Annotated in this window: 23 protein-coding genes; 7 read left to right on the forward strand and 16 right to left on the reverse strand. The window is 65.8% G+C overall.

Annotated elements, in window-relative coordinates:
* The first annotated feature begins 54 nt into the window (after positions 1-54).
* Positions 55-1,425, forward strand: coding sequence for an alpha/beta hydrolase (locus ON43_RS23645; RefSeq protein ID WP_063712608.1), 1,371 nt, complete (start codon positions 55-57; stop codon positions 1,423-1,425).
* Here the strand turns inward: ON43_RS23645 and ON43_RS23650 are convergent.
* Both ON43_RS23650 and ON43_RS23655 read right to left on the reverse strand, forming a co-directional pair.
* Positions 1,359-2,522, reverse strand: a complete 1,164-nt coding sequence (locus ON43_RS23650; protein WP_040810932.1) for a low temperature requirement protein A — start codon at positions 2,520-2,522, stop codon at positions 1,359-1,361. The two genes, ON43_RS23645 and ON43_RS23650, sit on opposite strands and share 67 nt — an antisense overlap.
* Positions 2,523-2,596: 74 nt before the next feature.
* Positions 2,597-3,967, reverse strand: coding sequence for a cutinase family protein (locus ON43_RS23655; RefSeq protein ID WP_040810933.1), 1,371 nt, complete (start codon positions 3,965-3,967; stop codon positions 2,597-2,599).
* Positions 3,968-4,229: 262 nt separating this feature from the next.
* Between ON43_RS23655 and ON43_RS42750 the strand changes: the two genes are divergently transcribed.
* Complete coding sequence (locus ON43_RS42750) at positions 4,230-4,796, forward strand: hypothetical protein (RefSeq protein WP_051179045.1); 567 nt, start codon at positions 4,230-4,232, stop codon at positions 4,794-4,796.
* A 22-nt stretch (positions 4,797-4,818) separates the two neighbouring features.
* On the opposite strand, the gene ON43_RS23665 is transcribed toward ON43_RS42750, so the two are convergent.
* The 6 genes from ON43_RS23665 to ON43_RS23685 form a co-directional block, all read right to left on the reverse strand.
* A complete protein-coding gene (locus ON43_RS23665; protein WP_040810934.1) occupies positions 4,819-8,334 on the reverse strand; it encodes a serine/threonine-protein kinase in 3,516 nt (1,171 codons plus the stop codon).
* A gap of 75 nt (positions 8,335-8,409) precedes the next feature.
* Positions 8,410-8,592: a hypothetical protein gene (locus ON43_RS44975; protein ID WP_157514154.1), complete on the reverse strand. Its 183-nt coding sequence runs from the start codon at positions 8,590-8,592 to the stop codon at positions 8,410-8,412.
* 649 nt (positions 8,593-9,241) lie between these two features.
* Positions 9,242-9,964 (reverse strand): hypothetical protein, encoded by a 723-nt coding sequence (locus ON43_RS23675; protein WP_157514155.1) that lies wholly within the window; start codon positions 9,962-9,964, stop codon positions 9,242-9,244.
* A gap of 62 nt (positions 9,965-10,026) precedes the next feature.
* Positions 10,027-12,039: a hypothetical protein gene (locus tag ON43_RS44980; protein WP_157514156.1), complete on the reverse strand. Its 2,013-nt coding sequence runs from the start codon at positions 12,037-12,039 to the stop codon at positions 10,027-10,029.
* A 3-nt stretch (positions 12,040-12,042) separates the two neighbouring features.
* Positions 12,043-12,528, reverse strand: a complete 486-nt coding sequence (locus ON43_RS44985; protein ID WP_157514157.1) for a hypothetical protein — start codon at positions 12,526-12,528, stop codon at positions 12,043-12,045.
* Positions 12,529-12,839: 311 nt separating this feature from the next.
* Positions 12,840-13,355 carry a helix-turn-helix domain-containing protein gene (locus tag ON43_RS23685; RefSeq protein WP_051179047.1) on the reverse strand — a complete coding sequence of 172 codons (516 nt, stop codon included), beginning with the start codon at positions 13,353-13,355 and terminating at the stop codon, positions 12,840-12,842.
* A 186-nt stretch (positions 13,356-13,541) separates the two neighbouring features.
* On the opposite strand from ON43_RS23685, the gene ON43_RS23690 reads away from it, so the two are divergent.
* Positions 13,542-14,495, forward strand: coding sequence for a terpene synthase family protein (locus ON43_RS23690; RefSeq protein WP_040810938.1), 954 nt, complete (start codon positions 13,542-13,544; stop codon positions 14,493-14,495).
* On the opposite strand, the gene ON43_RS23695 is transcribed toward ON43_RS23690, so the two are convergent.
* Entirely contained in the window at positions 14,455-15,828 is a 1,374-nt protein-coding gene (locus tag ON43_RS23695; RefSeq protein ID WP_040810939.1) for a cytochrome P450, read from the reverse strand. The two genes, ON43_RS23690 and ON43_RS23695, sit on opposite strands and share 41 nt — an antisense overlap.
* Before the next feature lie 206 nt (positions 15,829-16,034).
* Between ON43_RS23695 and ON43_RS43875 the strand changes: the two genes are divergently transcribed.
* Positions 16,035-16,379: a helix-turn-helix domain-containing protein gene (locus ON43_RS43875; RefSeq protein ID WP_083913666.1), complete on the forward strand. Its 345-nt coding sequence runs from the start codon at positions 16,035-16,037 to the stop codon at positions 16,377-16,379.
* Positions 16,376-17,629: a type II toxin-antitoxin system HipA family toxin gene (locus tag ON43_RS23700; RefSeq protein WP_040810940.1), complete on the forward strand. Its 1,254-nt coding sequence runs from the start codon at positions 16,376-16,378 to the stop codon at positions 17,627-17,629. Before ON43_RS43875 ends, ON43_RS23700 begins: the two co-directional genes overlap by 4 nt.
* A gap of 51 nt (positions 17,630-17,680) precedes the next feature.
* Here the strand turns inward: ON43_RS23700 and ON43_RS23705 are convergent, their stop codons facing one another.
* From ON43_RS23705 to rlmN, 3 genes are all read right to left on the reverse strand, one after another.
* Positions 17,681-18,049 (reverse strand): DoxX family protein, encoded by a 369-nt coding sequence (locus tag ON43_RS23705; protein ID WP_040810941.1) that lies wholly within the window; start codon positions 18,047-18,049, stop codon positions 17,681-17,683.
* An 88-nt stretch (positions 18,050-18,137) separates the two neighbouring features.
* Positions 18,138-18,908, reverse strand: a complete 771-nt coding sequence (locus tag ON43_RS23710) for a hypothetical protein (RefSeq protein ID WP_040810942.1) — start codon at positions 18,906-18,908, stop codon at positions 18,138-18,140.
* Between the two features lie 52 nt (positions 18,909-18,960).
* The gene (rlmN, locus tag ON43_RS23715) at positions 18,961-20,070 is read right to left on the reverse strand and encodes a dual-specificity RNA methyltransferase RlmN (RefSeq protein ID WP_040810943.1); all 1,110 of its coding nucleotides are present in this window, start codon (positions 20,068-20,070) and stop codon (positions 18,961-18,963) included.
* A gap of 73 nt (positions 20,071-20,143) precedes the next feature.
* On the opposite strand from rlmN, the gene ON43_RS23720 reads away from it, so the two are divergent.
* Positions 20,144-20,368 carry a hypothetical protein gene (locus tag ON43_RS23720; protein WP_040810944.1) on the forward strand — a complete coding sequence of 75 codons (225 nt, stop codon included), beginning with the start codon at positions 20,144-20,146 and terminating at the stop codon, positions 20,366-20,368.
* Between the two features lie 20 nt (positions 20,369-20,388).
* Positions 20,389-20,706 (forward strand): LapA family protein, encoded by a 318-nt coding sequence (locus tag ON43_RS23725; protein ID WP_040810945.1) that lies wholly within the window; start codon positions 20,389-20,391, stop codon positions 20,704-20,706.
* Between the two features lie 31 nt (positions 20,707-20,737).
* On the opposite strand, the gene ON43_RS23730 is transcribed toward ON43_RS23725, so the two are convergent.
* From ON43_RS23730 to ON43_RS23745, 4 genes are all read right to left on the reverse strand, one after another.
* Positions 20,738-21,793 carry a phosphatidate cytidylyltransferase gene (locus ON43_RS23730; RefSeq protein WP_040810946.1) on the reverse strand — a complete coding sequence of 352 codons (1,056 nt, stop codon included), beginning with the start codon at positions 21,791-21,793 and terminating at the stop codon, positions 20,738-20,740.
* Positions 21,794-21,855: 62 nt separating this feature from the next.
* Positions 21,856-22,413, reverse strand: a complete 558-nt coding sequence (gene frr / locus ON43_RS23735) for a ribosome recycling factor (protein WP_040810947.1) — start codon at positions 22,411-22,413, stop codon at positions 21,856-21,858.
* Between the two features lie 37 nt (positions 22,414-22,450).
* The gene (pyrH, locus tag ON43_RS23740; protein WP_040810948.1) at positions 22,451-23,185 is read right to left on the reverse strand and encodes a UMP kinase; all 735 of its coding nucleotides are present in this window, start codon (positions 23,183-23,185) and stop codon (positions 22,451-22,453) included.
* A 187-nt stretch (positions 23,186-23,372) separates the two neighbouring features.
* Positions 23,373-24,245, reverse strand: coding sequence for a helix-turn-helix transcriptional regulator (locus ON43_RS23745; protein ID WP_051179050.1), 873 nt, complete (start codon positions 24,243-24,245; stop codon positions 23,373-23,375).
* Positions 24,246-24,300 lie beyond the last annotated feature (55 nt).

The following is a 24,300-nucleotide window of genomic DNA, read 5'->3' on the forward strand; positions in this document are numbered from 1 at the left end:
GCTACCGTTCTCAATTGTAAGAATGATTGCACTTATTGAGAAAGGTTCGACGGCATGACCGTTGACATCGACTCCGCGACCGTGGCCACCACCGTCGCGGAAATGCTGAGGGACGAACGCTTCGACGACCTCGCGGAACTGTTCGCGCCCCGGATGGCGGCCGTGGTGTCGGCCGAGACGGTGCGGGTCGGGTGGACCGGGGAGATCGCCAAGATCGGCGCGGTGCGGGCGATCGGGAACGCGGCCGTCGAGCGGGTGGACGACGAGCTGGTGAAGGTGAGCGTGCCCGTCACCGCCGAACGCGGCGGGATCACGGTGTATCTGGCGGTGGACGCGGACGGGCGACTGCACGGGTTGCGGCTGGCGGGGCCCGCCGAATCCGGCTGGACCCCACCGGATTACGCCATACCGGGGCTCTTCAGGGAGCGTGAGGTCACGCTCGGCGACGGGGACACCGCGGTTTCCGGCACGCTGACCCTGCCCAGGGGCCGGGGCGCGCGGCCCGCGGTCGTCCTGGTCTCCTCCGGTGCCGTGGACCGCGACGTCACCACGGGCCCGAACAAGCCGTTCAAGGATCTCGCCTGGGGACTCGCCACTCTCGGTGTCGCGGTGCTGCGGTTCGACAAATTGACGTACGCGCACAGCGGATTCGAGAGCGCGCCGGGTTTCACCATGGTCGAGGAGTATGTCCCGCACGCGCTCGCCGCGGCCGAGATCCTGAAGCGGCAACCCGGCGTCGATCCGGCCCGGATCTACGTGGTCGGCCACAGCGGCGGCGGCAAGGCGGCCCCGCGCATCGCGGCCGCCGACCCGTCGATCGCGGGCGTGGGAATCCTTGCCGGAGATACGATTCCGCTCCCCCGCTCGATCCTGCGCGCCCTCGCGCATGTCGCGGCGGTGCAGCCCGGCGAGGACCTCACCGAGGTCCTGGAATCCACCCGCCGCCAGGTCGAACGCACCGAAAGCCCCACGCTGTCAACGGAAACCCCCACCTCGGACCTGCTGTTCAACTGGCCCGCCTCCTACTGGCTGGACCTGCGCGACTACGACCAGGTCGCCACCGCGGCCGCGTTGCACCGGCCGATCCTGCTGGTGCAGGGCGGCCGCGACTATCAGGTCACCGCCGATGAGGATCTCCCGCTGTGGGAGTCGGGGCTGGAGGGCGTTGCGGACGTCACCGTCCGCGTTCACCCGGCGGTGGACCACATGCTCTTCCCCGGCACCGGCCCGTCGACTCCGGCCGACTATCTCGAGCCGCATCACGTCGATCCCGCGGTGATCACCGATCTCACCGACTGGCTCGGCGCCGAACCCGTCCGGCTGAGTCTGCGAGATCGGCTGGGAGACTTCTGGATCCGTCAGGCCGCCCGGGTGCGGCGCATGAGCAGGATCGGCCGCCCCGACGAAACCACCCAGTACTCATAGGCATTGAGCCCGGCCACGATCGCGGTGACCGCGGCCAGCGTCACGATCTCCGGCAGCAGCGACGCGGCCGCCGTGACCGCACCCAGCACGACCGCGGTGACGAACCTGCCCACGGTGGCCGCGCCGAACATGCGCCAGCGGGTGAACAGGAAGGTGCTCACGTACAGCGTGGCGCCCAGCGGCAGCAGGTATCCGATCGCCCCGTGCGCGGTCGCGGTCGGATGCTCGACCATGGCGCTCGCCCCGACCGCCACCAGCACCAGGCCGATGACCAGCAGCATGTGCCCGTAGCTGAGCACATCGCGCACCACCCGCCCGCGAACCTGGTTGGTGCGCAACGAATGTTCGACGGCGGAGAACCCGTAGGCGAAGTACAGCCACCACAGCGCACAGCCGAGCAGGAAGATCAGCACGACCGCGATCCACGACGTCACGCCCAGATGCGCTTCCGCCGCCCGGGATCCCACCGACGCCACGGTCTCGCCGAGCGCGATGATGACGAACAGCGCGAAGCGTTCGGGCAGATGCGTCGCCCCGAACTGCACGGTCTCGAGCCGGCGCGCCAGCAGCGCCGGTCCGCCGAACATCAAGGCCACCGCGAAGATCCACAGCCCATCGCGCGGCGCGCCCTCGGGGACCAGGGTGGCCACCACCAGAATCAGCGCCGCCACCACCGACACCGTGAACGGATTGACCCAGCTCCCGAACGTCCCCGCCTGCGAGAACGCCCGCTTGCGCTGCATCTCCCACCACAGCAGCAGCCGCAATACCAGATGCGCGACGGCCAGCACCACCGGTTGCGCGTGACCGGCGAACGCGTGCGGCGCGGTGATCGCCATGACGAACATGCACAGCCCGCAGGCGAACAGGAAGATCCGCTGCCCGTTGGAGTCCTCGACCCCGTGCACGGCCAGCGTGGTGCCCACCCACGACCACCACATGATCGCCAGCACCAGCACCGTCTGGCCGACCGCGCCCCAACTCTCCCCCGCGAACGCCACGTGCGCCGCCTGCGTCACCGCGAACACCAGCACCAGATCGAAGAACAACTCCGCCCAGCTGGCCCGCTCGTGCGCCTCGTGCAGAACCTCAGTCACAACCCGTAATTCCCGTCTAGCTCCACATCCAGCGGCCCCAACCCTAGCGGGGGCCGGTGAAGCGTACCGGTTGGCTAGGAAACGGCCTGGGAGCCCAGGAAGTTCAGCAGGATCTGGACATCGTCGCCGTAGTCGACGTGGGCGTTAGAGGCGTAGAAGGCGGCCATGTCGACACCCTGGCGGCTCAGCTCCAACAGCGAGTTGATGGAGTCGACACCGCCCGCGCTGAGCAAGGTCTGCGCGGCCACGCGCAAATCACCCCGGACGGCGGCGGTGAACGGGCCGACCACCGATCCGACCAGGTCGAGTCCGGTCGGGGCGAGCGTCGCGACCTCGGTGGCGGCCGCGCGCGCATTGTTGTTCGTGAGGTATTCGACTGCGCGCCAGAGGGTTTCCTCGATCTGACCGACGTCGGCGGCGATGCGCAGGATGTCGACCTGGGCCAGGGCGTCACCGATGACGCTGGCGGCGGCGGTCCAGCCCGAGGGGTCGATGGTTCCGGCGGCGCGGATGACCGCGCCGATGAGCGGCAGGTCGACGCCCGCGACGGCGTGAACCATCGGGGTCAGGGCGACGTTCAGATCGCTCGCGATCTGATGTGCCGCGGTGAGATCCCCGGATTGGATCAGCCCGGGCAGGCCGGTGAGGTCGCGCAGGATCGTGGGCAGTTGCGTCGCGGTCGCCGTCCAGCCCGCACCCACCTTCACGGCCTGCGCGAGCAAGGTGTTCGGGTCGGTGCCCGGGGGGATCAGGGCGGAGATCGCCCCGCCGTCACCGCTGAGGACGCGGCCGAGCGCGGCCAGGAACGGCGAGGCGGTGGCATTGAGCGAGCAGTACAGGTCACCCGCCGCGCACAGCGTGCGCACCCGGTCGGTCAGCGCGCCGAAGTCGTGCCCGCGGGTTCCGGCGATGCCGTGGCCGGGTTGCGGATCGCCCAGGGAGAGCGTGGTGTTCGGATCGCGGTGCGGATCGGCCAGCAGGCCGACGGCGACCACCCGATCGGCGGGGATCGGGCCTTCGCCGTTGCCGATCTCGGTGGCGACATCGCCCATGCCGTCCGCGCCCTGGCTGTACCCGGCGAGGATGACCCGCGTCGAGGCGCACAGCCCGCGCGTCATCTTGCCCAGTTCGGCTTCGAGGGTGCTCAGGGACTGCACGTAGCTCAGGCCCTGGTCGAAAGCACTCGCGGCGTATGGGGCGTACAGCACGGTGATGTCGGCGCCGAACTGCCGCTGCAGACCGTCACCGATCGGGCGGAGCATTCCGACCGGCACGCTCGGATCCGCGTCGGGGCGCGTCTCCCAGGTGCCCGGCGCGAGAATCGCCGTGAACGGGGTGCAGTCCGCGGCCGCGACCGGTCGCGCGCCCGCCTCGACCGCCGTGCTTCCGACCATGACCGTCACCGCGCCCAGGATCGCCGCGCACGAGGTCGCCAGCCTGTTCATGATCCAATCCCTCTGTCGCCGACACGCTTTCGTTCCAGTGCGGCAGAGGCTCGACCCGCAGCACAGTCACAGCTAATTCTCGCCGCGAACCGCCGATTTCGCAGCATTTTCAGACACATATTCATTTCAGATGTTCGGGCGGGTCGATCCGGCCTCCCACCGCGCCCGCGCAATCCGGGTCTGCCGAACGGAAACGTCTCTCCGTACGTTGGAAGAGTGTCGGACGGTGCCGTTCGACCGGCAGGCGAGGGGTGGATGAGCTGTGCTCGAGGTTTCCGAAACGACTTCCGACAGTGGGCTTTTCGGTGAGGTCGTGGTCACGCTGACCGACGATCGGTGTTCCGTGCGCTTCGCGAGCGGGGATTCACCGGTGGTGACGATCGAGCGCCTCGGGGCGCGGACCCGCAAGAGCGTGCCGATCGGTACGCGGGCGGCGGGGTGCCTCAGCGCGCGGGTGAACGACCGGGCGATGGCGGTGCGGCCGGGCAGCGGGCGGGTGTTCCGGCGGAGCTATCGGGTCGCCGCCGAGATCGACGGGCGGGTGGTGAGTCTGCGGCCGAAATCCATTGATACGTGCCTGTTCATCGACGGTCGGCCGAAGGAGGTCGAGCGGGAGTTCGGCGAATTCACCGCGCGCGCCGACGGAACGATCGAGGTGGTGTGGCAGACGGCGACCGAGATCAGGGCGCTCGGGAAGACTGTCGAACCGCCGGAGGCGACCGCGGAGGATGTGCTCATCGGGTTCGCGCTGGCGGCGGCGTTCGGCACCGGGTCGCTGTCGGCGATATCGATTGCGCTGGGATTCGTTTCGGCAGCCCTGCCGAACTGAGCCGCTCTGCCCGGCCGACCGCTCAGATCGTCTGGGCCGCATGGGCGTCGACGAGCGCCCGCAGAAAGGCCGGGGGAACCTCCGGCCATTCGGGGTGCCAGCGGCCCGCGAGCTGGTCGGCGTGCAGCGCGGCCAGGGTCGCCACGACGTAGGGGCCGCCGTCGAGGATGTAGCGGACCGAACCGTGTTCGGCGCATTGGGCGGTCACGGTCGCCAGCAGCGCCTTGGCCTCCTCGATGTGCCCGGCGGCGGCCAGGCAGGCCACGAGCAGACGGCGGGCCTTGAGGAGTTCACGCGGGCGATGCACGGCCTCAAGGCGATCGACCCATTCCTGCGCCCAGGTGCGCGCGAGTTCGAGGCTCTCGGTGGTGGATTCGGCCAGCAGCAGGCGGATGGCGGTGAATTCCTCGTAGAGGACGGTGAATTCGTCGATCGGATCGGTGGGCTCGCGGCGGTTGTGGTAGTCGACGACCGGGAGCGGCCCGAATTCCGGATGCGGCGGCAGCCCCAGGCGTAGGCGCTCGTTCTCGACCTCGGCGCGCAGGCGCGGCAGCGACATCGAGATGGCCACGCGCGCACCCTCGTTCAGTCGGCGGATGGCGGCCGATCTGTCGCCGCGCAGCGCCTTCACGCGTGCGCCGACCACGTAGCGGGCGAGTTTGAAGTCGACGACCCCGGCATCGGGGCCCAGCTTGTAGCCCTCGTCGAGCAGCCGTTCGGCCTCGGCGACCTCGCCGCGCTCGTAGAGCAGTTCACCCAGCAGGGAACCGGCCAGCCGCGCACCGTAGGAGTGGCTGCCGCCGGATTGCTTGGCGATCTTCATGGCGGCCCGGAAGTACTGCTCGGCGCGGGCGATGTCGAGTTGCAGGCTGGCGGCCAGGCCGAGGAAGCACAGGCCGTGAATGTTGTTGTAGAAGCCCTTGTTCTGGCGCATGTAGGGCGCGGACCACTCCTGGATGCGGACCGCCTCGTCGAAGTCGTAGCGGTAGCCCGCGGCGAAGCTGGCCACATTCGCGCCGATGGCCACGACATAGGGCGAGAGTTCGTCGGCCAGCTCGAAACACGGTGCGAGCCAATCCTCCACGCCGGTCAGCACGTCCGCGCGCACGGTGACGACCGCGTGCACCACGCCCGCCTCGGCGCGCAGCCGGGCCCGCACCCGCTCGTCGAGTTCGCCGGTGTCGAGGGTCGATTCGGCCAGTCGCAGTGCGCGTTCGGCGGGTCCGGCCCGGTGCAGCAGGATGTTCGCCCAGGCCAGATCCAGTTGCAGGCGCGGATGGGTTTCGATGACCGCGGGCGGCAGCTTGTTCACCAGGCCGATGAGGCTGGCCATCTGACCGTATTCGAGCAGTGACATGCCGTCGCGTTCCACGATGACCACGGCCCGCTGCTCGTCACCGGCGAGCAGGGCGTGGTCGACGGCCTCGCTCACGTGGCGGTGCTCGGCGAACCAGGTCGAGGCGGTGCGGTGCAGGGTGTCGATGTCCTCGGGGCGGCCGTGTTCGAGGCGCTGGCGCAGGAAATCCTGGAACAGCTGGTGGTATTGGAACCATTGGCCGCCGTCGAGGCGGCGCAGGAACAGGTCCTGCTGTTCGATCTGCTCGAGCAGGGCCTGCCCGTTGGGGACGCCGGTGAGCGCGGAAGCCAGGTCGCCGCAGGTGCGTTCGGTGATCGAGGTCGCGACCATGAAGTCGAGGACGCCGGGTTCCAGTGTCTCCAGGACGTTTTCGGCGAGGAATTCGCCGATGGCGTGATGGCGGCCGGTGAGCTGGCCGATCAGCATGCCCGGATCCTCGCTGCCGCGCATGGACAGCGCTGCCAGCTGCAGCGCGGCCGCCCAGCCGCCGGTGGATTCGGTGAGGTCCTCCACATCGCCGCGGTCCAGGTCCAGGCCGCCCAGCTCGACCAGCAGGGCGTAGGCCTCCTCGGCGGTGAAACGCAGTGCGGCGGTGTCGATTTCCACCAGTTCGTCGCGGGCGCGCATGGAGCTCATGGGCAGGCCGGTCTGGCGGCGGCTGGTGACCAGGATGCGCAGGACGGGGCTGGAGCTCTCGATGAGGAAGCGCAGGGCGGCCTGGGTGTTCTGGTCGGCGACGCGGTGCCAGTCGTCGATGACGACGGTCAATTGCTCACCGCGGCGGTCGATGTCGTTGATGAGGGAGGTCAGGACGAACCGCCCGGCCTCGTCGCCGTGTTCCTCGAGCAGGTCGCCAAGTTCGCGGGCCAGGGCGGGGCGGGCCGCGCGAATGGCCTCGATCAGGTGGGAGAGGAACCAGACCACATTGTCGTCTTCGCTGTCGACGGTCAGCCAGGCGACCGAGCCGCCCGACGCGGTGACCTCGGCGCACCACTGTGCGGCGAGGGTGGTCTTGCCGAAACCGGTGGGGCCGTGGACGACCGCGAGGCGGCGGTCGCTGGCCGAGCGCAGGGCGTCGAGCAGGCGCGGGCGGGCGACCAGGGCGCGGCTGAGGGTGGGCGGGCGCAGGCGGGTCGCGGGGACGGGCGGGGTCGCGGTGGTGTTGCGGCCGCGGCGGCGGTTCGGTGTGCGGCCGGTGGTATTGCGTCCGGATGTGGCGCGGTCGAATCCCGTGACGCCGTCCCATTGCCCGGTTTCCTCAGCGGGCAGGTCCTCGGTGGGCAGCGGTATCGCCATCTCGTCCGGCTTGAGCCCGTGCCGTTCCTGGATCTCGCGCAAGGCCATTCCGAATTCCGCCGCCGATTTCGGCCGGTGCCCGCGCTCGCGCGCCATGGCGGATTCGATCACCACGGTCAGCTCCTCCGGCAGCCCCGAATCACCCAGATCCGGCATCGGCTGCTTGGTGATCCGCACGAACTGCGCGACCAGCTGCTCCCCGCTGCGCCGCTCGAACACCGCGTGCCCGGTTCCGGCGCAGAACAGCGTGGCCGCCAAACCGTAGACATCGGCCGTCACGTCCGGGGCCTGCCCCTGCAGCACCTCCGGCGCGGTATACGCCGGCGACCCGGTCACCGTCCCCGCCGCCGTCTCGAAACCCCCTGCCAGCCGGGCGATCCCGAAGTCCGCGAGCTGCGGCTCCCCGTACTCGGTGAGCAGGATGTTCCCCGGCTTCACATCCCGATGCAGCAGCCCCCGCCGATGCGCCGTCTCCAGCGCCCCCGACAACTTCACCCCGAAATGCAGCAGCTCCTGCCACGGGACGGGCCCCTTCTGCTGAATCCGCGCATCCAGCGACCCTTGCGAGTGATACGGCATCACGATGAACGGCCGGCCCGCATCCGTGGACCCCGCCTCGAACACGGTCACGATATTCGGATGTCCGCTCAGCTTCCCCATGGCGAGCTGCTCCCGCACGAACCGCTCCAACGCCTCGGACTCCAGATCCGCCGTCAACACCTTGATAGCGACGGTCCGCTCCAGCCCAGCCTGAAACGCCCGATAAACCACCCCGAACCCACCCCGCCCGATCTCCACCGGCCCCCCGAACCCGGCCGCCTCGAGCTCCGCCGCGAACCCGGAGGTCACATCGCGGCGCGTAGAAAACGGATCGACATGCCCCACAACGACCCCGATACGAAAACGAGCCTTCCACCCCGAGCATAAGCCGATCACCGCGTTCAGGCCGCCCCAATGGCTTCACCAAGACCAATCCTCGCTCTCGTCCGCGGCCACCGACGGCCACCGCCCCTCGATCGCCCGTTCCGCCTCGTCATGAAGGACATTCCGAGTCATGACCAAATACATGTAGGCCCGATCGGTGTACGGGATCAGATCCTCCGCCCCATCGTCGGGCCGAGTGAAGCCACCTTCATCCAGCATCTGCGCCAGCTCCTCCCGCCGCCTCTCCGCAGCAGCCTCCCGATCGCGCGCGAACCTCCTCCTCGCCTCCGTCAACCACTCAGGCCGCTCCCGCCGCAACCGCAGCACCTCCCCAACGGTCCACCTCCGCCCCAACTCCGGCAGATCCCCGACCGCGATACTCAACCGCGCCGCCGCAGCAGCCCACGTCAATGGCCTTGCCTCCCTACAACTTCGACTCCGCTTCGGGCTCATGGCCAACAACGCTGATCAGACCCCCATTCGCCCCACAGCCCTTCCGCAACTTCGCACCTCGGGCCGACTATCCCGTACCCCGCGTGCGCGACATTATGAACTTCAACGCTGCCAGCGGCCACCAAGTTCTGCGAATTACGGGGTCGCCCGTTGATTCTTTCCGAAACCGACCGACCGCAGCGAGAGACTATTGTGCCAGCTGAGCCTGAACCGGCCGATGCAGACCTCGCCAATGCAGCTGTTAGATTCGAGGGCCGGAGAAGCGGCTGGGTGAGCTATCAATGCCGAATTCCTATAGCTTGCATGATGAATGCCTCGGATTTCGAATCATGGCCTGGACTTACGTCCGGTCTGGTGATGAACCACGGGTGGCTACAGTGGTCGCGATTGCGCGGCGCGCCGTAAGCACCTTTGGTCAGCCCTGCGGTTCTCCGTTATCCGGGTTTTCGGCCTCGGGCGGAGCAGAGCCAGCCATCAGGTTCTCAAGCCGGTCGACCAGTGTGGGCTTTTCGAATGCGCCCAGGAACTTTCCGAACATTCTAATCACATATTCACGCTCGTCCGGTTCGGTGTCAGTGAAGAGATCGCCAATGATGCGAACGAAAGAATCCTGCGCGGCGAGGGTCTCAGCTCGGCGATGTTCATTGCGCGCATCGTCGATATTTGACACGAGCATTTTGAATTCGTCCTCGGACAAGGCTTCCAACTTCTCTGATGGCTGGTCAATCCACCAAAGCCAGGCATGCTCCTTGCTCTCAAACACCGTCCGCAGATGATCCAGACGCACAACTGCCTGAGCCTGCCGCTTTCGCTCGGCCCGGATTGCGGACAGGTACTCGGAGGTGATCAACTCGCTCTCAGCGGCCGGGGCTAGCCGAACCCATCCTCCGACAGCAAGCTCAAAAGGCTCCTGCACAGTTACACGATGAGCAAGCTCATGATTGATCGCGATCTCAGCGGCGGAACATTGTGTCACCATTCGTGAAGATGCTGCGCGTTCAGTGACCCAACGCAGACGATCGCAAGCAATCCAAAAGGCTTGCTTATCTCGTCCCCCATCACCGGTTTCGCTCTCGCGGTACACCCACTCCGGATGCAGATCGACAACAAAGTCGGCACCAGGGATAGCGCTTGACACACTGATCGTCGTGCTATGACCGTTTTTCGTTCTACTGGAGAGTGATGAGGTGCGACGTAGTATCACGAATTAGTCACCTGCACAGATTTTTTGAAGTCATCCGCTAGAATATCCATGATTCTTTCACCAACGGCATCGGAGGCGGCCGAGACGACCTTCGCGTGTAAGGCGTGGTTTGCCGTCGCCCGAATGGTTGGCATACAAACGTCGAAGACGATATCTCCTGGTAGTAGATCACCACTCGCGGCGAACCAAGAGCACATGACTGGAGCACAACCAGCCACATCCAGCACGTCGTAGGTCTGGCGCCACAGATTTGCGATCAGATCCTTTACCTTGTTGTCGACCTGCGCTGCCTCAAGCAGGACCGGCACGACGTTGGGCCCATCCAGTCGCGCCAGTTCGATGAATGTTTTCGCTCCAGCGGAAGCATTGTTCTTTAAAAGTCGTGCTACGGATTCTACAAACCTAGCCGTGGAATCGACGCTGTTGACTAGCCCTGCGATTGCGCGATTCGCTGCTTGCAAGATTTCGCGTGGGGCGCCGGTTTTCGCGAGCACTCGCGTCAGCCTCGTCAACGCAAGATCGGTACGCTCGACGGCCAGTCGTCGTTCACATACACCCACCGTCAGCGCCAATCGGACCGGATCCTGGTTATTGGCCCAGAAGTAGAGCCGCCGCCGCACTCCGACTCCGATATCCGAATCAAGCACCACGGCGTCAAGCACTAGTACCGCAAGCTCGAGGTGCCTAGGGCTGCGGACCGCTTCGGTGCGTAGGAAATCGAAAAGCTGGTTTGGATTGTGTAGCCGAACCGCAAATCCTGCGAGCACGGCAGCAATCCTCTGCCTTCTATTGGACGGAGCCTTCTTGCTGGTCCCCAGATCAACCAGCCATGCCAGTAGTGGTTCGCGCAGTGACGGCCGCTCTCGCCAGATATGATCTAAGATCGCTATATCGAGCCGGGGCCGAGCTTTTGTGAGTGATACGCGCCGGTCCTGATCTATCTGTGCGCCAGTGCTGGAAAGCTTCGCGCTAATGTCTGGTCCAGCGAGCGGGCCGAAAACTTCCGGCTGCTGAGAGCACGCATCGGCTAGCAAATCACCCGCGTGCACGATTTCATGATCGAACGCTCCATCTAGCACAGCCGCAGCAATAAGGTAGGCACGCGAGGACACGTCCTCGTTCTTGTGAAACCACGCTTCAAGATAATTGCGCCATCCCCAGAACTCATCGAGAGCGTCGGTGAGATTTGCGAATCCGTCGGCATTCCCAACGCGCGCGATGGCCTGTGCGAGCCGAACCGCATCAGCAGGCGCCAAATCGGACCGTTCAAGAATCGAATTCACCGATTCGTCGGCTTGCCAATCAACCCGCTCGGCCATTGGGAATCGTCGGTTCAAGCATGCAATTACGATTCGTTGCGGCTCCGGTTTTTCCCAATCGAAGGTGACATCCTTCGCTGTTCCTGCACAATGAATCCAAATCTCAGGTGTTGTGATAATTACGAGGAACGATCCACGGCGCTTCATCTCTGCCGACAACCGAATCAGGTCTTCGCCGAAACGGGCCGATGGTCGACTATCCTCGCCAATCTCGGCATCGCGTGCGTCCCAGGTTCTAGACAGATCCAGAAGGTAACCGTGCTGGTGGCGGAGCGGTAACCAGTGGACGTCGGGGCGGAGCCACGTTGGATGTAGCCGACTTACATCACCGAGGGGACGTCCTTCGCGGTTCGCCAGCTCCCGCGCCTCGTGTAGCAAACTGAGCGCCGCTGTCATACGGCCGGTGCGCGGTTTGCCCGATACGACCGTTATGTGTTTTTCAAAAAGGTTGCGGCAGGCGCTCAAAGATGGCCCGGTATCGACGAAAAATGCATTGGCCGAGCGGAGCTGCGATTCAGCGATCGGCTCGATGCTCAGCTGCCCATAATAGTGATGTTCGCTCTGGTCATGGAAGGCTGAAGCATTGCCCTGGAAGGCAACTACGGCGTTCGAATGGTCGCTGGCAATGACTGTATGTCCACGGTCGCCCAGTGCGGACGACAGCACTGCCGAATCGGCAAAATCTGACAACTCTCAGTCCCGATATGTTGCAGATGCGTTGCCAATGCCAGTCGAGGTGATGCGACTTCCGCCTGACGCGCTGTTCTTAATTTTCACCACTTGGCTACTCGTGGGTACTTTCGGACCCGCGCCGCCTTCAATCAGTGCCCGAAGCGAGTCAAGAGACTCCGGGTGATCGGCCAACAATTCATGCAAGCGAACAGACCATTTGGAATCTAGTCGTGACGCCCACGCCTCGTCGCCGGATTCGCGTGCATCTTCCAACCGGGCGGCGTCGCGGTCGAGCTGCGCCTCCTCGCGGGCTTCGTCTTCGGGGTCGCCCTGCCCAAGGATCCGGCTCAACAGCTTCTTAAAGGCGTCCCATGTATCGGTCCCTATCGTCTTACCCAGCGCGGTCACCACTGCTGCGACCACTGCCGATTGCGTAGCGTCCATTACACCTTCCCCCTGTCCATCAACGTTAATCACGAGTTTTTCATGGAACATCTTGCCAGGCAACATACTTCAGGCTGGCCTAAGCGCAGCCTTTGGTTCAAAGTGATGTCGGCAGACGCCAAGCTGAATGACGGTATTGACCATCCCGCCGGGTCGGCGACATCGATCGGTGCAGGTACGGAGCTGATTTGGATCCATGTTAGCCGTCGCCAAGACCGTCCTCAGTGAGATGCCGATCGACTGTTCTTACTTGACTCGCATCTACCGCGTCGGCCCGGTTCGCGGCGACGGCAAGCCACCAGAGCGACGGCCACCTCGGATCTGATCCGGCATAGTGGTGATCAACCATCCGATCTCGTCCTGATGTTCCAAGGTCAACCCTGCAGGCGGGTGCGGGTGCCGCAGGCCACGTGGAGCCAGTCGACGTCAGGGGTGGGGGCCGCGCTGTCGGCGATGTAGCGGTCGATCATGTTGGTGCCCACGGGATCCTGGCCGAACAGGGCCTTGCAGCCGCGATTGGTCGCGACGACGGTGCCGTAGGCGTCGACGACCAGCGCCGGGAAGGGTTCGTGGGCGCGCAGCAGGCGGTCGATGACGGTGGTGAAGGGCTGCCAGCGCGGATCATGCACCGGGACATCGGGATACGCCGAGGGGAAGCCGGCGGCGCGCAAAAGCTGGTTGCGGTCGGGTAGGCCCAGGTCCAGGACATCGGTCATGCGCAGGACCAGGTCTCGCTCCGGCTCGGTCCGCCCCGTCTCCAGTAGTGACAGCTGTCGTGCGCTGATTCCCACCAGCGCAGCCAATTCCACCTGGCTGACATGCCGAATTCGGCGCCACTGGCGCAGCCGCTCCCCGAACGAATCCTCCGGGACCCCCGCAATCGATCCCATGCTGTCCCAGCTTGCCAGACGTGTCCCGCGCCGTCCGGCGCTCGGCGAATCGTCAAGTGTGCGAAGGGTTCTCCAAGATCGAGGCGGGAAAATGGCGGCGGGATTCCGCTCTCGCGGGGGTGTCGACCGGGGATCATGGATGCGACGGGTTCCCGACCGCCCGTCCGGAATTACGGGGAGTCTGTCATGACGACTGTCGGCGATCAGGAACTGTGGTGTCCGTTGCGGGGGTCGGTGCATCCCCTGCGCGAGGCCATCGAGGCGGACAGCCGGGCGTGGCTCGACGGGCACGGGGTGATGCCGCCGGGGCGGGTCGAGGAGTTCTGGGCCGGTGCGCCAGGGGCTTTGGGGGCATACACCTATCCGCGCGGGACGCGGGAGGGGACGCAGCTGGCGACGGATTTCATTACGTGGCTGTTCGCTTTCGACGATCTGTACTGCGATGGGAATCGGATCGGGAGTGATCCGGTCGAGTTCAGTGCGGTGATCGGGGAGCTGATCGAGGTGCTGGAGGCGCCGGAATCGGGGAATTCACAGGAACTTCCGGTGCGGCGGGCGCTGCGTGATCTGCACGGGAGGGTCGGGGCCATGGGCTCGCCGGTGCAGCGCCAGCGGTGGGCGGCGGACACCGAGCGGTATCTGCTCACCAAACTGTGGGAGGCGGGGCGGCGGCAGGCCAGATCGCTGCCGCCGCTGACCTCGTACGCGCATATGCGCAGGCTCGGCGGGGCGAATGTCGCCTGCCTCATGCTGACCGATATCAGCCTGGGCCGCGAGGTGTCGGCCGAGGTGATGTGCGGTGCCCGGATGAACGAATTGGTCCAGGCCGCCGCCGATCTCGCCGATCTCGACAATGATCTGCTGTCGTATGCCCGGGAGAGCGGGCCCGACGAGGAATTCCCCATCAACGGCGTGACCGCGGCGGCCCAGCACGGCGCTCCCGACCTGGCCGCGGCGGTTCGGTGCGTCGTGGAATTCCGCGACACCCGAATGCGGACGCTGCTCGACGCATCGGCGCACTTCGCCGCGGATCCGGAGAGTCCGGCCGCCGATTTCAGCCGTGGGGTCTGCGACTGGGTCAGCGGTCATATCGACTGGATCATGAAGTCCGGTCGATATTCTCGGCTTCCGGCCGCGTGAGGCTCGGCCCGGCGGGCGTCACCGCGGTGACGCGCATGCGCAGGTGCCGGGGCTGCAGTGTCGCGGACCGGGCCGGGCGGGCATCGCTGCCGGGCAGGGTCTTCAGCCGCCAACGGGAGGCGATGCTGGCCAGCGCCAGCGTCATCTCCGTCATCGCGAAGTCCTCCCCGATGCATTTGCGCGCGCCGTCGGCGAAGGCCAGAAAGCCGCCGCGGGACGCGGGTTTGGACTCCAGCCAGCGGTCCGGGTCGAAACGATCGGGGTCCGGGTAGAGGTCGGCGCGGTGCTGGATCGTGAAAGCGCTGTACAGCACCGTGGTTCCGGCGGCGAGCGCGTGGCCGCCGAGTTCGGTGTCCTCGCTGACGGTCCGGGTGACGAACCAGACCGGCGGGCGCACACGCAGGGTCTCGATGATGACCCGCCTGGTGAGCGGCAGAAGCGGCAGGTCTTCGTAGCGCGCGGACCGACCACCCAGTACTGAATCGACTTCGGCGTAAAGCCGATCCGCAATTTCCGGATGCCGGTCGAGCAGATACAGCGCCCACGCCAACGCGGTCCCCGTGGTTTCGGTCCCCGCGACGAAGAACGTGATGACATGATCACTGATCTCCTGATCGCTGAACCCCTCCCCACTCGTATCCCGCGCGGAAATCAACGCCGACAACAGATCTCCCCCGTCGACCCCAGCGGAACGCCGCGCACTGATGATCTCGGCAAGCGCGTTCCGAAGATTCGTAATCGCCCGCTCGTACCCCCGATTCCCCGGCGTCGGCAACCGCAACAGCGCGGCGGGCATCACCGTCCGCACCATCAACGCCGCCACCACCCGATCGAGATCGCTCAACATCCGCGCCAACCGCACCCCCGGCACCGAATGCGTGAACAACGCAGCCGCCGTCACCCCCGACGTCAGCGCATGCATCTCCCCCTTCACATCGAGAACCCGCCCATCCCACCAGGATTCGACCGTCTCCCCGATCCGCCGACTCATAACCTCGGCGTATTCCGCAGTCCGCCCCGCCTGAAACAACGGCTGCAACAACCGCCGATGCCGCCGATGCACCGAATACGGGCAAGTCACCAACCCCTCCCCCAACACCTCCCGTACCCGATCCAACAACGCCCCACCCTTGTCGAAAACCCGATCCCGCCGCAGCAGTTCCCTGGTCAACTCCGGATCACAAACCGCCACCGCACTCACCGGCCCCAGCCCGATCCGCACCAGATCCCCGTGCGCAGGCAGCGATCTCAAAAACTCCAGCGGATCACGCACCAGCGAACCCACATGCCCGAGCAAGGGCATCCGACGCGGAGCGACAGCGATCGATCCCATCAACCAACTTTCCCAGACCCACCCCCTCACACTCCGCAAATCAACTCACAGGAGGAGGTCCGTCGGCACGCGATAGCATCATTATCACTGCCATAACAACGATAGACGCTCAATAGGCCACCCGACACCCCACATCCGCATCTTATCGTTGCCATCGCAGTGTTAAGCGTGGGAAGATTGCACAGTTCCGGCCATCGCGACCAATGATGCCCGTTAGCGCTGCCATAGCAACGATAGGAGGCCAGGTGACGCGTCCGAAACCGCGGAAGCGATCACGAAACGAGAGAGGTCCCCTCGCATCCTTCGGGGCTTATGTCGAACAACGGCGACAGACCCTCGGCCTTACTCAGCTCGATCTCGCCGATCTGGCGGATGTAGGTGTCTCGTCGGTGCGCACCGTGGAGTCAGGACAGTCGTCCCCGACCCTCGCGATTACGTTGCGAATCCTGGATGCCCTCGGATTGAGCCTCGTCAGCATGCCGCACGCGGACGCGCGCGCGCTGAACGACGGCACCGCCACCTTGTGGGCGACGGAGGTCGGCCACCTGTGACCACGCCGCATGACCTCGCACAGCTTCGAACCATCGACGAAGTCGACGTATACAAGGCCGGCCGTCTCGCCGGACACCTGCGCCGCAAACGAGACGATGTCGAATTCACCTACGCCGAGCCATATCTCGCCGACACTACGGCACCCCCCGTCGCGTTCACCCTGCCGAAGCGGGCCGGGGCATTCAGGGCAACGGCGGGATCGGTCCCGCCGTTCTTCGCCGGTCTGCTCCCCGAAGGTCTGCGCCTGTCAGCCATTACCCGCGCCGTACGGACGAGCGAGGACGACCATCTCAGCATCCTCCTCGCCGTGGGCGCTGACACCATCGGCGATGTTCAAATCCTGCCTGCCGGAGCGATTCCCGCCGACCCGGCGCCGCTGTTCGACCAAACCGCCACATCCGGTGTCGATTTCACCACGCTGTTCTCCCGCGCGACCTCCACCGAGGTCGATGAACTGGACCGCACCGCGCTGCCCGGTATTCAGGTCAAGGTATCCGCGCAGATGATCTCGACACCCGTCTCCTCGACACGCGGTCCGGCAATACTCAAACTCAATCCTCCCGAGTACCCCCTACTGGTCGAGAACGAGAACTTTTTCCTCGACATGGCCGCTGCATGCGGTATCCGGGTGCCCGATCACCATCTCGCCACCGATAAGAACGGCCGAACCGCACTGTTCATCGACCGGTTCGATCGAGTCAGCGAGGACGGCAAGATTCGCCGCTTGGCACAAGAGGACGCCTGCCAGGTCCTCGGACGCTATCCAGCCGCGAAATATCGAATCGCGTTGCAGGAAGCCATCCAATCACTCGCCGACGCCGTCACGGCAGGCCGCGGCTCTCACCCGCTCGCCGTTCTGCAGATGCTCGAAATCGCGGCATTCAGCTACCTCATCGGCAACGGCGACCTGCACGGCAAGAACCTCTCGATTCGCCAGAACCCCGACACCATCTGGGAGGTCACCCCGGCCTACGACCTGCTCACCACACAGCCGTACCTGAGCTGGAACGACCCGATGGCATTGCCGCTCTACGGACGCGACGGAAAACTTGCCTACCGCTGGTGGGTAGAAGCAGCAACCCGCCTCGGAGTCACGAAGCGAGCCATCAACCGCAGCCTGACCCGAATCACCGAGGCATCCGAACCCTGGCCCGATCGAGCCGCCACAATCGGCTTCGACGAGAAGACGACTCGTCACTTGGCAACCTTCATCGCCGAACGGCGTCGAGAACTCCGACCGGTGGCCTGACACCGACCGGGCAGAGAATGAATTCGCCTCTCCGGCGGCAGCGGTCCCACATCACAATCCCGCGAACCGGCCGATGGCAACCAGGACGGCGATGACCAGGATCGTCGAGGTGATGGCGATGTTCTTCGGCTCCCGCAGCCGCACGTGCGCAATAATCGCGCCAACCATCACCACCGCGAATCCCACTGCGGCCAAAGGCGTCAGCACCGGCGCGATCCCGGTCCACCACGGCACGATAATCCCGACGACACCGAGCAACTCACATCCCGCGGTCACCTTGACAACAGCGCGTGGATACAACCCAACCCCGGTCTGCCCCAACTCAACCAGCCGTTCCCGCGACAGCGTCGATTTGGCCGACCCCGACACGGCAAACACAACAGCCAACACAATCTGCCCGATCCATAAAGCGATATTCATGACAACCTCCTCGATTGCTTATTGCCATTGGACAATCGAGGGGTCGCGAACGTGACAGCCGTCGGTGAATCAGGCGAGGCTGAGAGTGTCAGCTGTGCTGGCTCGGGTATTGGCCGGGGTACGACGGGTAGGCGGGGGCCGGGCGGAAGTAGGGGCGCGCCTGTTTGTTCCACAGCAGGATCACTGCGCCGAGGCCGACGGACCAGGTCAGTAGGCCGAAAACGGTTGAGATCACCGCGGTGTCGACTCTGGGTAGGAACAGGCCGATCAGGCCGATCAGCGTGGAGAGGGAGTAGAGGCCGAAGAATACGGTGCTCGTGATCCGGGCCCAGTTCTTGCCGGCCCGGGTCATGAACGCCATCCAGATCCAGAGGCCGATGGAAATCAGGGACATTGCGACGCCGACACCGAACGAGACGTTTGCGATCGTGTCGATATCACTCTCGGTCAGGGCGCCGTTCGAACTCTCGGAGGCCTTGTCCCGGATCGTCGACAGCTGGGTGAAGCCGTACAGCGTGCTGATCAGCGTCAGCACGGCACCGGCCAGCATGAGATAGAAGGCGTTCATGACCGGCTGCGGCGGCTTCGACGCCCCCGGTACCGGTCCACCGGGATACGGCGCCATCCCCGGAAACGGCTGATACACGCCGGGATCCTGATACGGCTGCTGCCCGGGCGCGGCCGGGTATGGCTGCGACACGGCCGGGTACGGCTCGGGCGCGGCCGAATACGGCTGCGACACTGCCGGATACGGCTGTGGCGCGGGCGGATACGGGTGCGGGTAGGACTGCTGCGCGGCCGGATCCCAATAGGACTGTTGCGCCGGATCTTGATTCGGCTGCGGTTCTGGATAGCTCACTGTCGCTCCCCTCGGCGGTGCATTTGCCGGAGCATACGGGCAAACGCGGTATCTAGCCCTCGGCGGCGAGCTGGCCGCAGGCGGCGGCGATTTCCTGGCCTCGGGTGTCGCGGACGGTGCAGGTGACGCCCTGGGCCTGGACGCGGCGGACGAATTCGTCCTGGACCGGTTTGGGGCTGGCGTCCCACTTGCTGCCGGGGGTGGGGTTGAGGGGGATGAGGTTGACGTGGACCAGGGGGCCCAGGGCCTTGTGGAGCTTTTTGCCGAGCATGTCGGCGCGCCAGGGGTGGTCGTTGATGTCGCGGATCAGCGCGTATTCGATGGAGACGCGGCGGCCGGACTTGTCGGCGTAATAGCGTGCGGCGTCGAGGACTTCGGCGACGGGCCAGCGATTGTTGACCGGTACCAAGGTGTCTCGGAGTTCGTCGTCCGGAGTGTGCAGGGAGACAGCGAGTCTCACCGACATGTTCTCGTCGGCCAGTTTGCGGATGGCGGGAGCCAGGCCGACGGTCGACACGGTGACCGACCGCTGGGAGATGCCGAACCCCTCCGGCGACGGAGAAGTGATGCGGCGCACGGCGTTCACCACGCGCTTGTAGTTGGCCAGCGGCTCGCCCATGCCCATGAACACGATGTTGGACAGGCGGCCCGGACCACCCGCGACCTCGCCGTCACGCAGCGCGGCCGCGGCGGCGCGCACCTGGTCGACGATCTCGGCGGTGGACAGGTTGCGGTTGAGGCCGCCCTGACCGGTAGCGCAGAAGGGGCACGCCATGCCGCAACCGGCCTGCGAGGAGATGCAGAGCGTGTTGCGGTCCGGATAGCGCATGAGCACCGACTCGAGCAGCGTCCCGTCGTTCGCCTTCCACAGCGACTTGCGGGTGGTGCCGTCATCGCATTCGATGTGGCGGATCTCGGTGAGCAACCGCGGGAACAGCGCCTCGGCGACCTTGGCGCGCATCGCCTCCGGCAGATCGGTCATCTTGTCCGGATCGGCCACCAACCGGCCGTAGTACTGCCGGGCGATCTGATCGGCCCGGAACTTCGGCAGCCCGAGCTCCTCGACCACCGCCTTGCGCTCCTGCGCATCGAGGTCGGCGAGATGCCGGGGCGGCATGCCGCGACGCGGGGCATCGAAAACGAGGGGCAAGGGAGTCGTCATAACCCGTCCAGTGTACGTACCGGCGTTTTCCCGGTTACGGCCGGATTCGGGGGCACGGCGGTACCCTCTCCCCGTGACCGAACCGGATCCACAGTTGGAGGAGCTCGAGGAGCAGCGGGCCATGCTGCGCGCGATGTCCGCGGAGTTCGACCTCGTCGACGAGTTCGCCGAGGTGAACCAGCACCTCGACCAGCTGATCGCCGGGCTCGACGACATCGGCCGGGAACTCGACGACGCGTTGGCCAGGCTCGACGACGCGGAACAGGCCGACGACCCGATATCCGAGCTTCCGTCATAGCAATCGGCAATGATCGAGCTATGACTACCGCCGTGCCCGCATCGGGAGCAGACCCGACCCCGAGCCAGGGCAGTTCGAAGCACAAGGGTCAGGGCGTGCTCAAAACCCGCGCCGGTTATGCCTGGATCGGACTGGTCGTCGCGGCCCTGATCGGCATCGCGCTGCTGGTCTTCATCCTGCAGAACCTCGAACAGGTCAATGTGACCGTCTTCGCCTGGGATTGGAATCTGCCCCTGGGCGTGCTGATACTGCTGTCGGTGATCGCGGGCGCGCTGGTCACAGCGCTCGTCGGCGGCTACCGCATCTTCCAATTGCGACGGGCCGCCAAGCGAAAGTAAGAAGCCCGGGGGCTCAGCCCCGGGCTTCTCGTCACAGCAATGCGGTCAGCACCAGCCAGGCCACGAACGCGGACGGCAGCATGGAGTCCAGTCGATCCATGATGCCGCCGTGTCCGGGCAGCAGAGTACCCATGTCCTTGATGCCCAACTCCCGCTTGATCTGCGATTCGATCAGATCACCGCTGGTCGCCACGAGCACCAGGCCCGCGCCCAGCAGCACGCCGATCATCGAATTCGCCTGCAGCAGCAGCGTCACCGTCAGCAGACCGCCGATCACGCAGAACACCAGCGACCCGGCGAAGCCCTCCCAGGACTTCTTCGGGCTGATGTGCGGCACCATCGGATGCTTGCCGAACAGCACCCCGGCCACGTACCCGCCCACGTCGGAGCAGACCACCAGGATCATGAAGGTCAGCACCCGCAGATTGCCGTCGTCCTCGGACAGCATGAGCACCGCGAACGACGCCAGCAGCGGAATCCAGATCAGGGTGAAAACCGAAATGGCGGTGTCGCGCAGGTAGTTTCGCGGCGTCGCCGTCAAGCCGTGGTCGAACAGCCGCCACACCATCAGGGTCAGCGCCGTCGCCCCGAACGCGCCCAGCACGCCCTGCGGCCCGATCGGCCAGGCCAGCCAGATCACCGCCTGCCCGCCGACCAGCAGCGGAATCCGCGGCACCAGCACATCGGCCTCGCGCAGCCGCTTGGTCACCTCCCAGGTGGCCACCGCGACCGCGACCGCGATCACGCCGACGAGCACCTTGGGCGCCCACAGCAGAATCGCGATGAGGGACAACCCCAGCCCGAATCCGACCGCCAGCGCGGCCGGCAGATTGCGGCCCGCCTTCGACTTGGGCGCGCTCGGCGGCCCCGCCGCGTCGGGCTCGCCGCCCTGGCCCGAGACGTCATTGTTCGAGTCGACACCATTGCCAGATTCGCCGTGATTGCCGGATTCGCCGCCCTGCCCGGCCGAATGGGTGTCCGACCCGGCCGCACCCGTGCCCGCCGCGGCCGCGGTCGGCACGGTGGCTTCCTCCGGCTTCTCGCCGGTGGCGGCAATCTCTTCGGCCACGATTGTCCCGTCGCTCAACTTGTCGTCCGTTCGTCCCTACCCCCGGCCGGAGACCGGCCGTCTCAGCGCTCCAGCAGGCACTAGACCTCGAGCAGTTCGCCTTCTTTGTGCTTCACCAGCTCGTCGACCTGCGCCACGTACTTGTCGGTCGTCTTCTGCAGTTCCTTCTCGGCGCGCGAGACCTCGTCCTCGCCCGCCTCGCCGTCCTTCTGGATGCGGCCGAGTTCGTCCATGGCCTTGCGCCGCACATTGCGGATGGCGACCTTGGCGTCCTCGCCCTTGGACTTGGCCTGCTTCACCATTTCCCGGCGGCGCTCCTCGGTGAGCTGCGGGATCGAGACCCGGATGATGTCACCGTTGTTGGTCGGATTCACCCCGAGATCGGAATTGCGGATCGCGGTCTCGATGGGCTGCATCTGCGCCTGCTCGTACGGCTTGATGATGACCATGCGCGGCTCAGGCACGGTGATCGAGGAGATCTGGGTGATCGGTGTCATCGACCCGTAGTACTCGACCACGATCCGCGAGAACATGCCCGGATTGGCGCGACCCGTCCGGATCGAGCCCAGCTCGTCCTTCACCACCGAGACGGCCTTCTCGAACTTTTCCTCGGCGTCGAAGAGCGCTTCTTCAATCACGGCGTTTCCTCCACTGCGTCATGGTTCTTGTCGTCGGTCACGACCGGACCAGGGTGCCGATCTTCTCACCGGCGACGGCGCGGGCGATATTTCCCTTGGTCAACAAATTGAACACCAGCATCGGCATCTGGTTGTCCATACACAGGCTGAAGGCGGTGGCATCGGCGACCTTGAGGCCGCGCTCCAACGCCTCCTTGTGGGTGATCTCGGTGAACATGGTGGCGTCGGGATCCTCCTTGGGATCCGCGGTGTAGACGCCGTCCACGGCCTTGGCCATGAGCACCACTTCCGCGCCGATCTCCAGCGCGCGCTGAGCGGCGGTGGTGTCGGTCGAGAAGTAGGGCATGCCCATACCCGCGCCGAAGATCACGACGCGGCCCTTCTCCAGGTGGCGCTTGGCGCGCAGCGGCAGGTACGGCTCGGCGACCTGGCCCATGGTGATGGCGGTCTGCACCCGGGTGTCGATGCCCTGCTTCTGCAGGAAGTCCTGCAGCGCAAGGGAATTCATAACGGTCCCGAGCATCCCCATGTAGTCGGAGCGGGCCCGCTCCATGCCGCGCTCCTCGAGCTCGGCGCCGCGGAAGAAGTTGCCGCCGCCGATCACGACCGCCACCTGGACGCCCTCGGAGACGACCTCGGCGATCTGCTCGGCGACCATCTGCACCACATCGGGATCGAGACCCACCCGGCCTCCGCCGAACATCTCGCCACCCAGCTTGAGGAGCACTCGGCGATAGCCCTTGCGATCGGGGGCGGTATCCGGGTCCGTCATCGGTCTCCTTGTCTCGGCGGTGCAATCGAGCGTCTGGTGGGGCAATGTGCGCGGGCACATGAAAAGACCATCCCGGCCGACGAATTGCACGGGACGGCTACAAAGCTTCATCTATCCTGCCTCACGACCGGTCACGACGGTGACCCGACCCTCGATACCGCCTCCCGATTCGTGACAATCCGACCCCTCATTCCGCCGCCAGCAGCCCGGCGATTCGCTCGGCCGCCACCGGCGTGGCGGGCACCTGGACCACCATGAGCAGCAACGGATTCTCCACCGGGCGCAGCTGGAACACCTCGAGTTCGATCAATCCGGCGCGCGGATGCCGTACCCCGATGGTCGCGGGACGAAACCGGCGTACCGGATATTCCGACCACCAGTGCCGGAATTCCGGGCTCGCCGCGATCAACTCGGCCACCAGTTCGGTGAGCCGCGGATCGCTCGGACGACGGCCCAGGGCATCGCGCAACTGGCTGAGCACCGCCAGCGCGGCGCCCTCCCAATGCGTCATCCGCATCCGATTCGTCTTGTCGGTGAACATCATCCAGAGCAGATTGCGACGCCCCGGCGGCAGATCGAGCGGATCGTCGCGGACGCGGACGTAGGCGCGATTCCACACCAGATAATCGAAACCCTCGTCGTACACGCTGGCCGGATTGGGCATGACGGCGTCCACGAGCCGCTGCAGCCGATCCCGGTCGGCGGTGGCGCGCTGGTCCTCCGGATCGGAGAGCCCGGCCAGGAACCGCAGATGGCGATGCTGATCGGGATCCAGACGCAGCGTCCGGGCCAGGGCGTCGATGACCTGCCGGCTGGCCTCCACCTCCCGGCCCTGCTCCAGCCAGGTGTACCAGGTCAGGCCCACGCCCGAGAGCTCGGCGACCTCCTCGCGCCGCAGGCCGGGCGTGCGGCGGCGGGACGGATCGCCGTACGGCGTGAGTCCCACATCCCCCGGCTGCAATCGGGCCCGCTGCGCGCGCAGGAATTCGCCCAGTTGCGCGTGCCGCGAGGCGGACCCGGACGCACCGTCCGGAGTAGAAGTGCCTTTGCCGCTTACCATTTCGCCATCCCCCTGTACAGATTGGTGCCTAGCAGTATCGCCACCAGGACAGGTT

This window comes from Nocardia concava NBRC 100430 (assembly GCF_000308815.1).
Classification (GTDB): Bacteria; Actinomycetota; Actinomycetes; order Mycobacteriales; family Mycobacteriaceae; genus Nocardia; species Nocardia concava.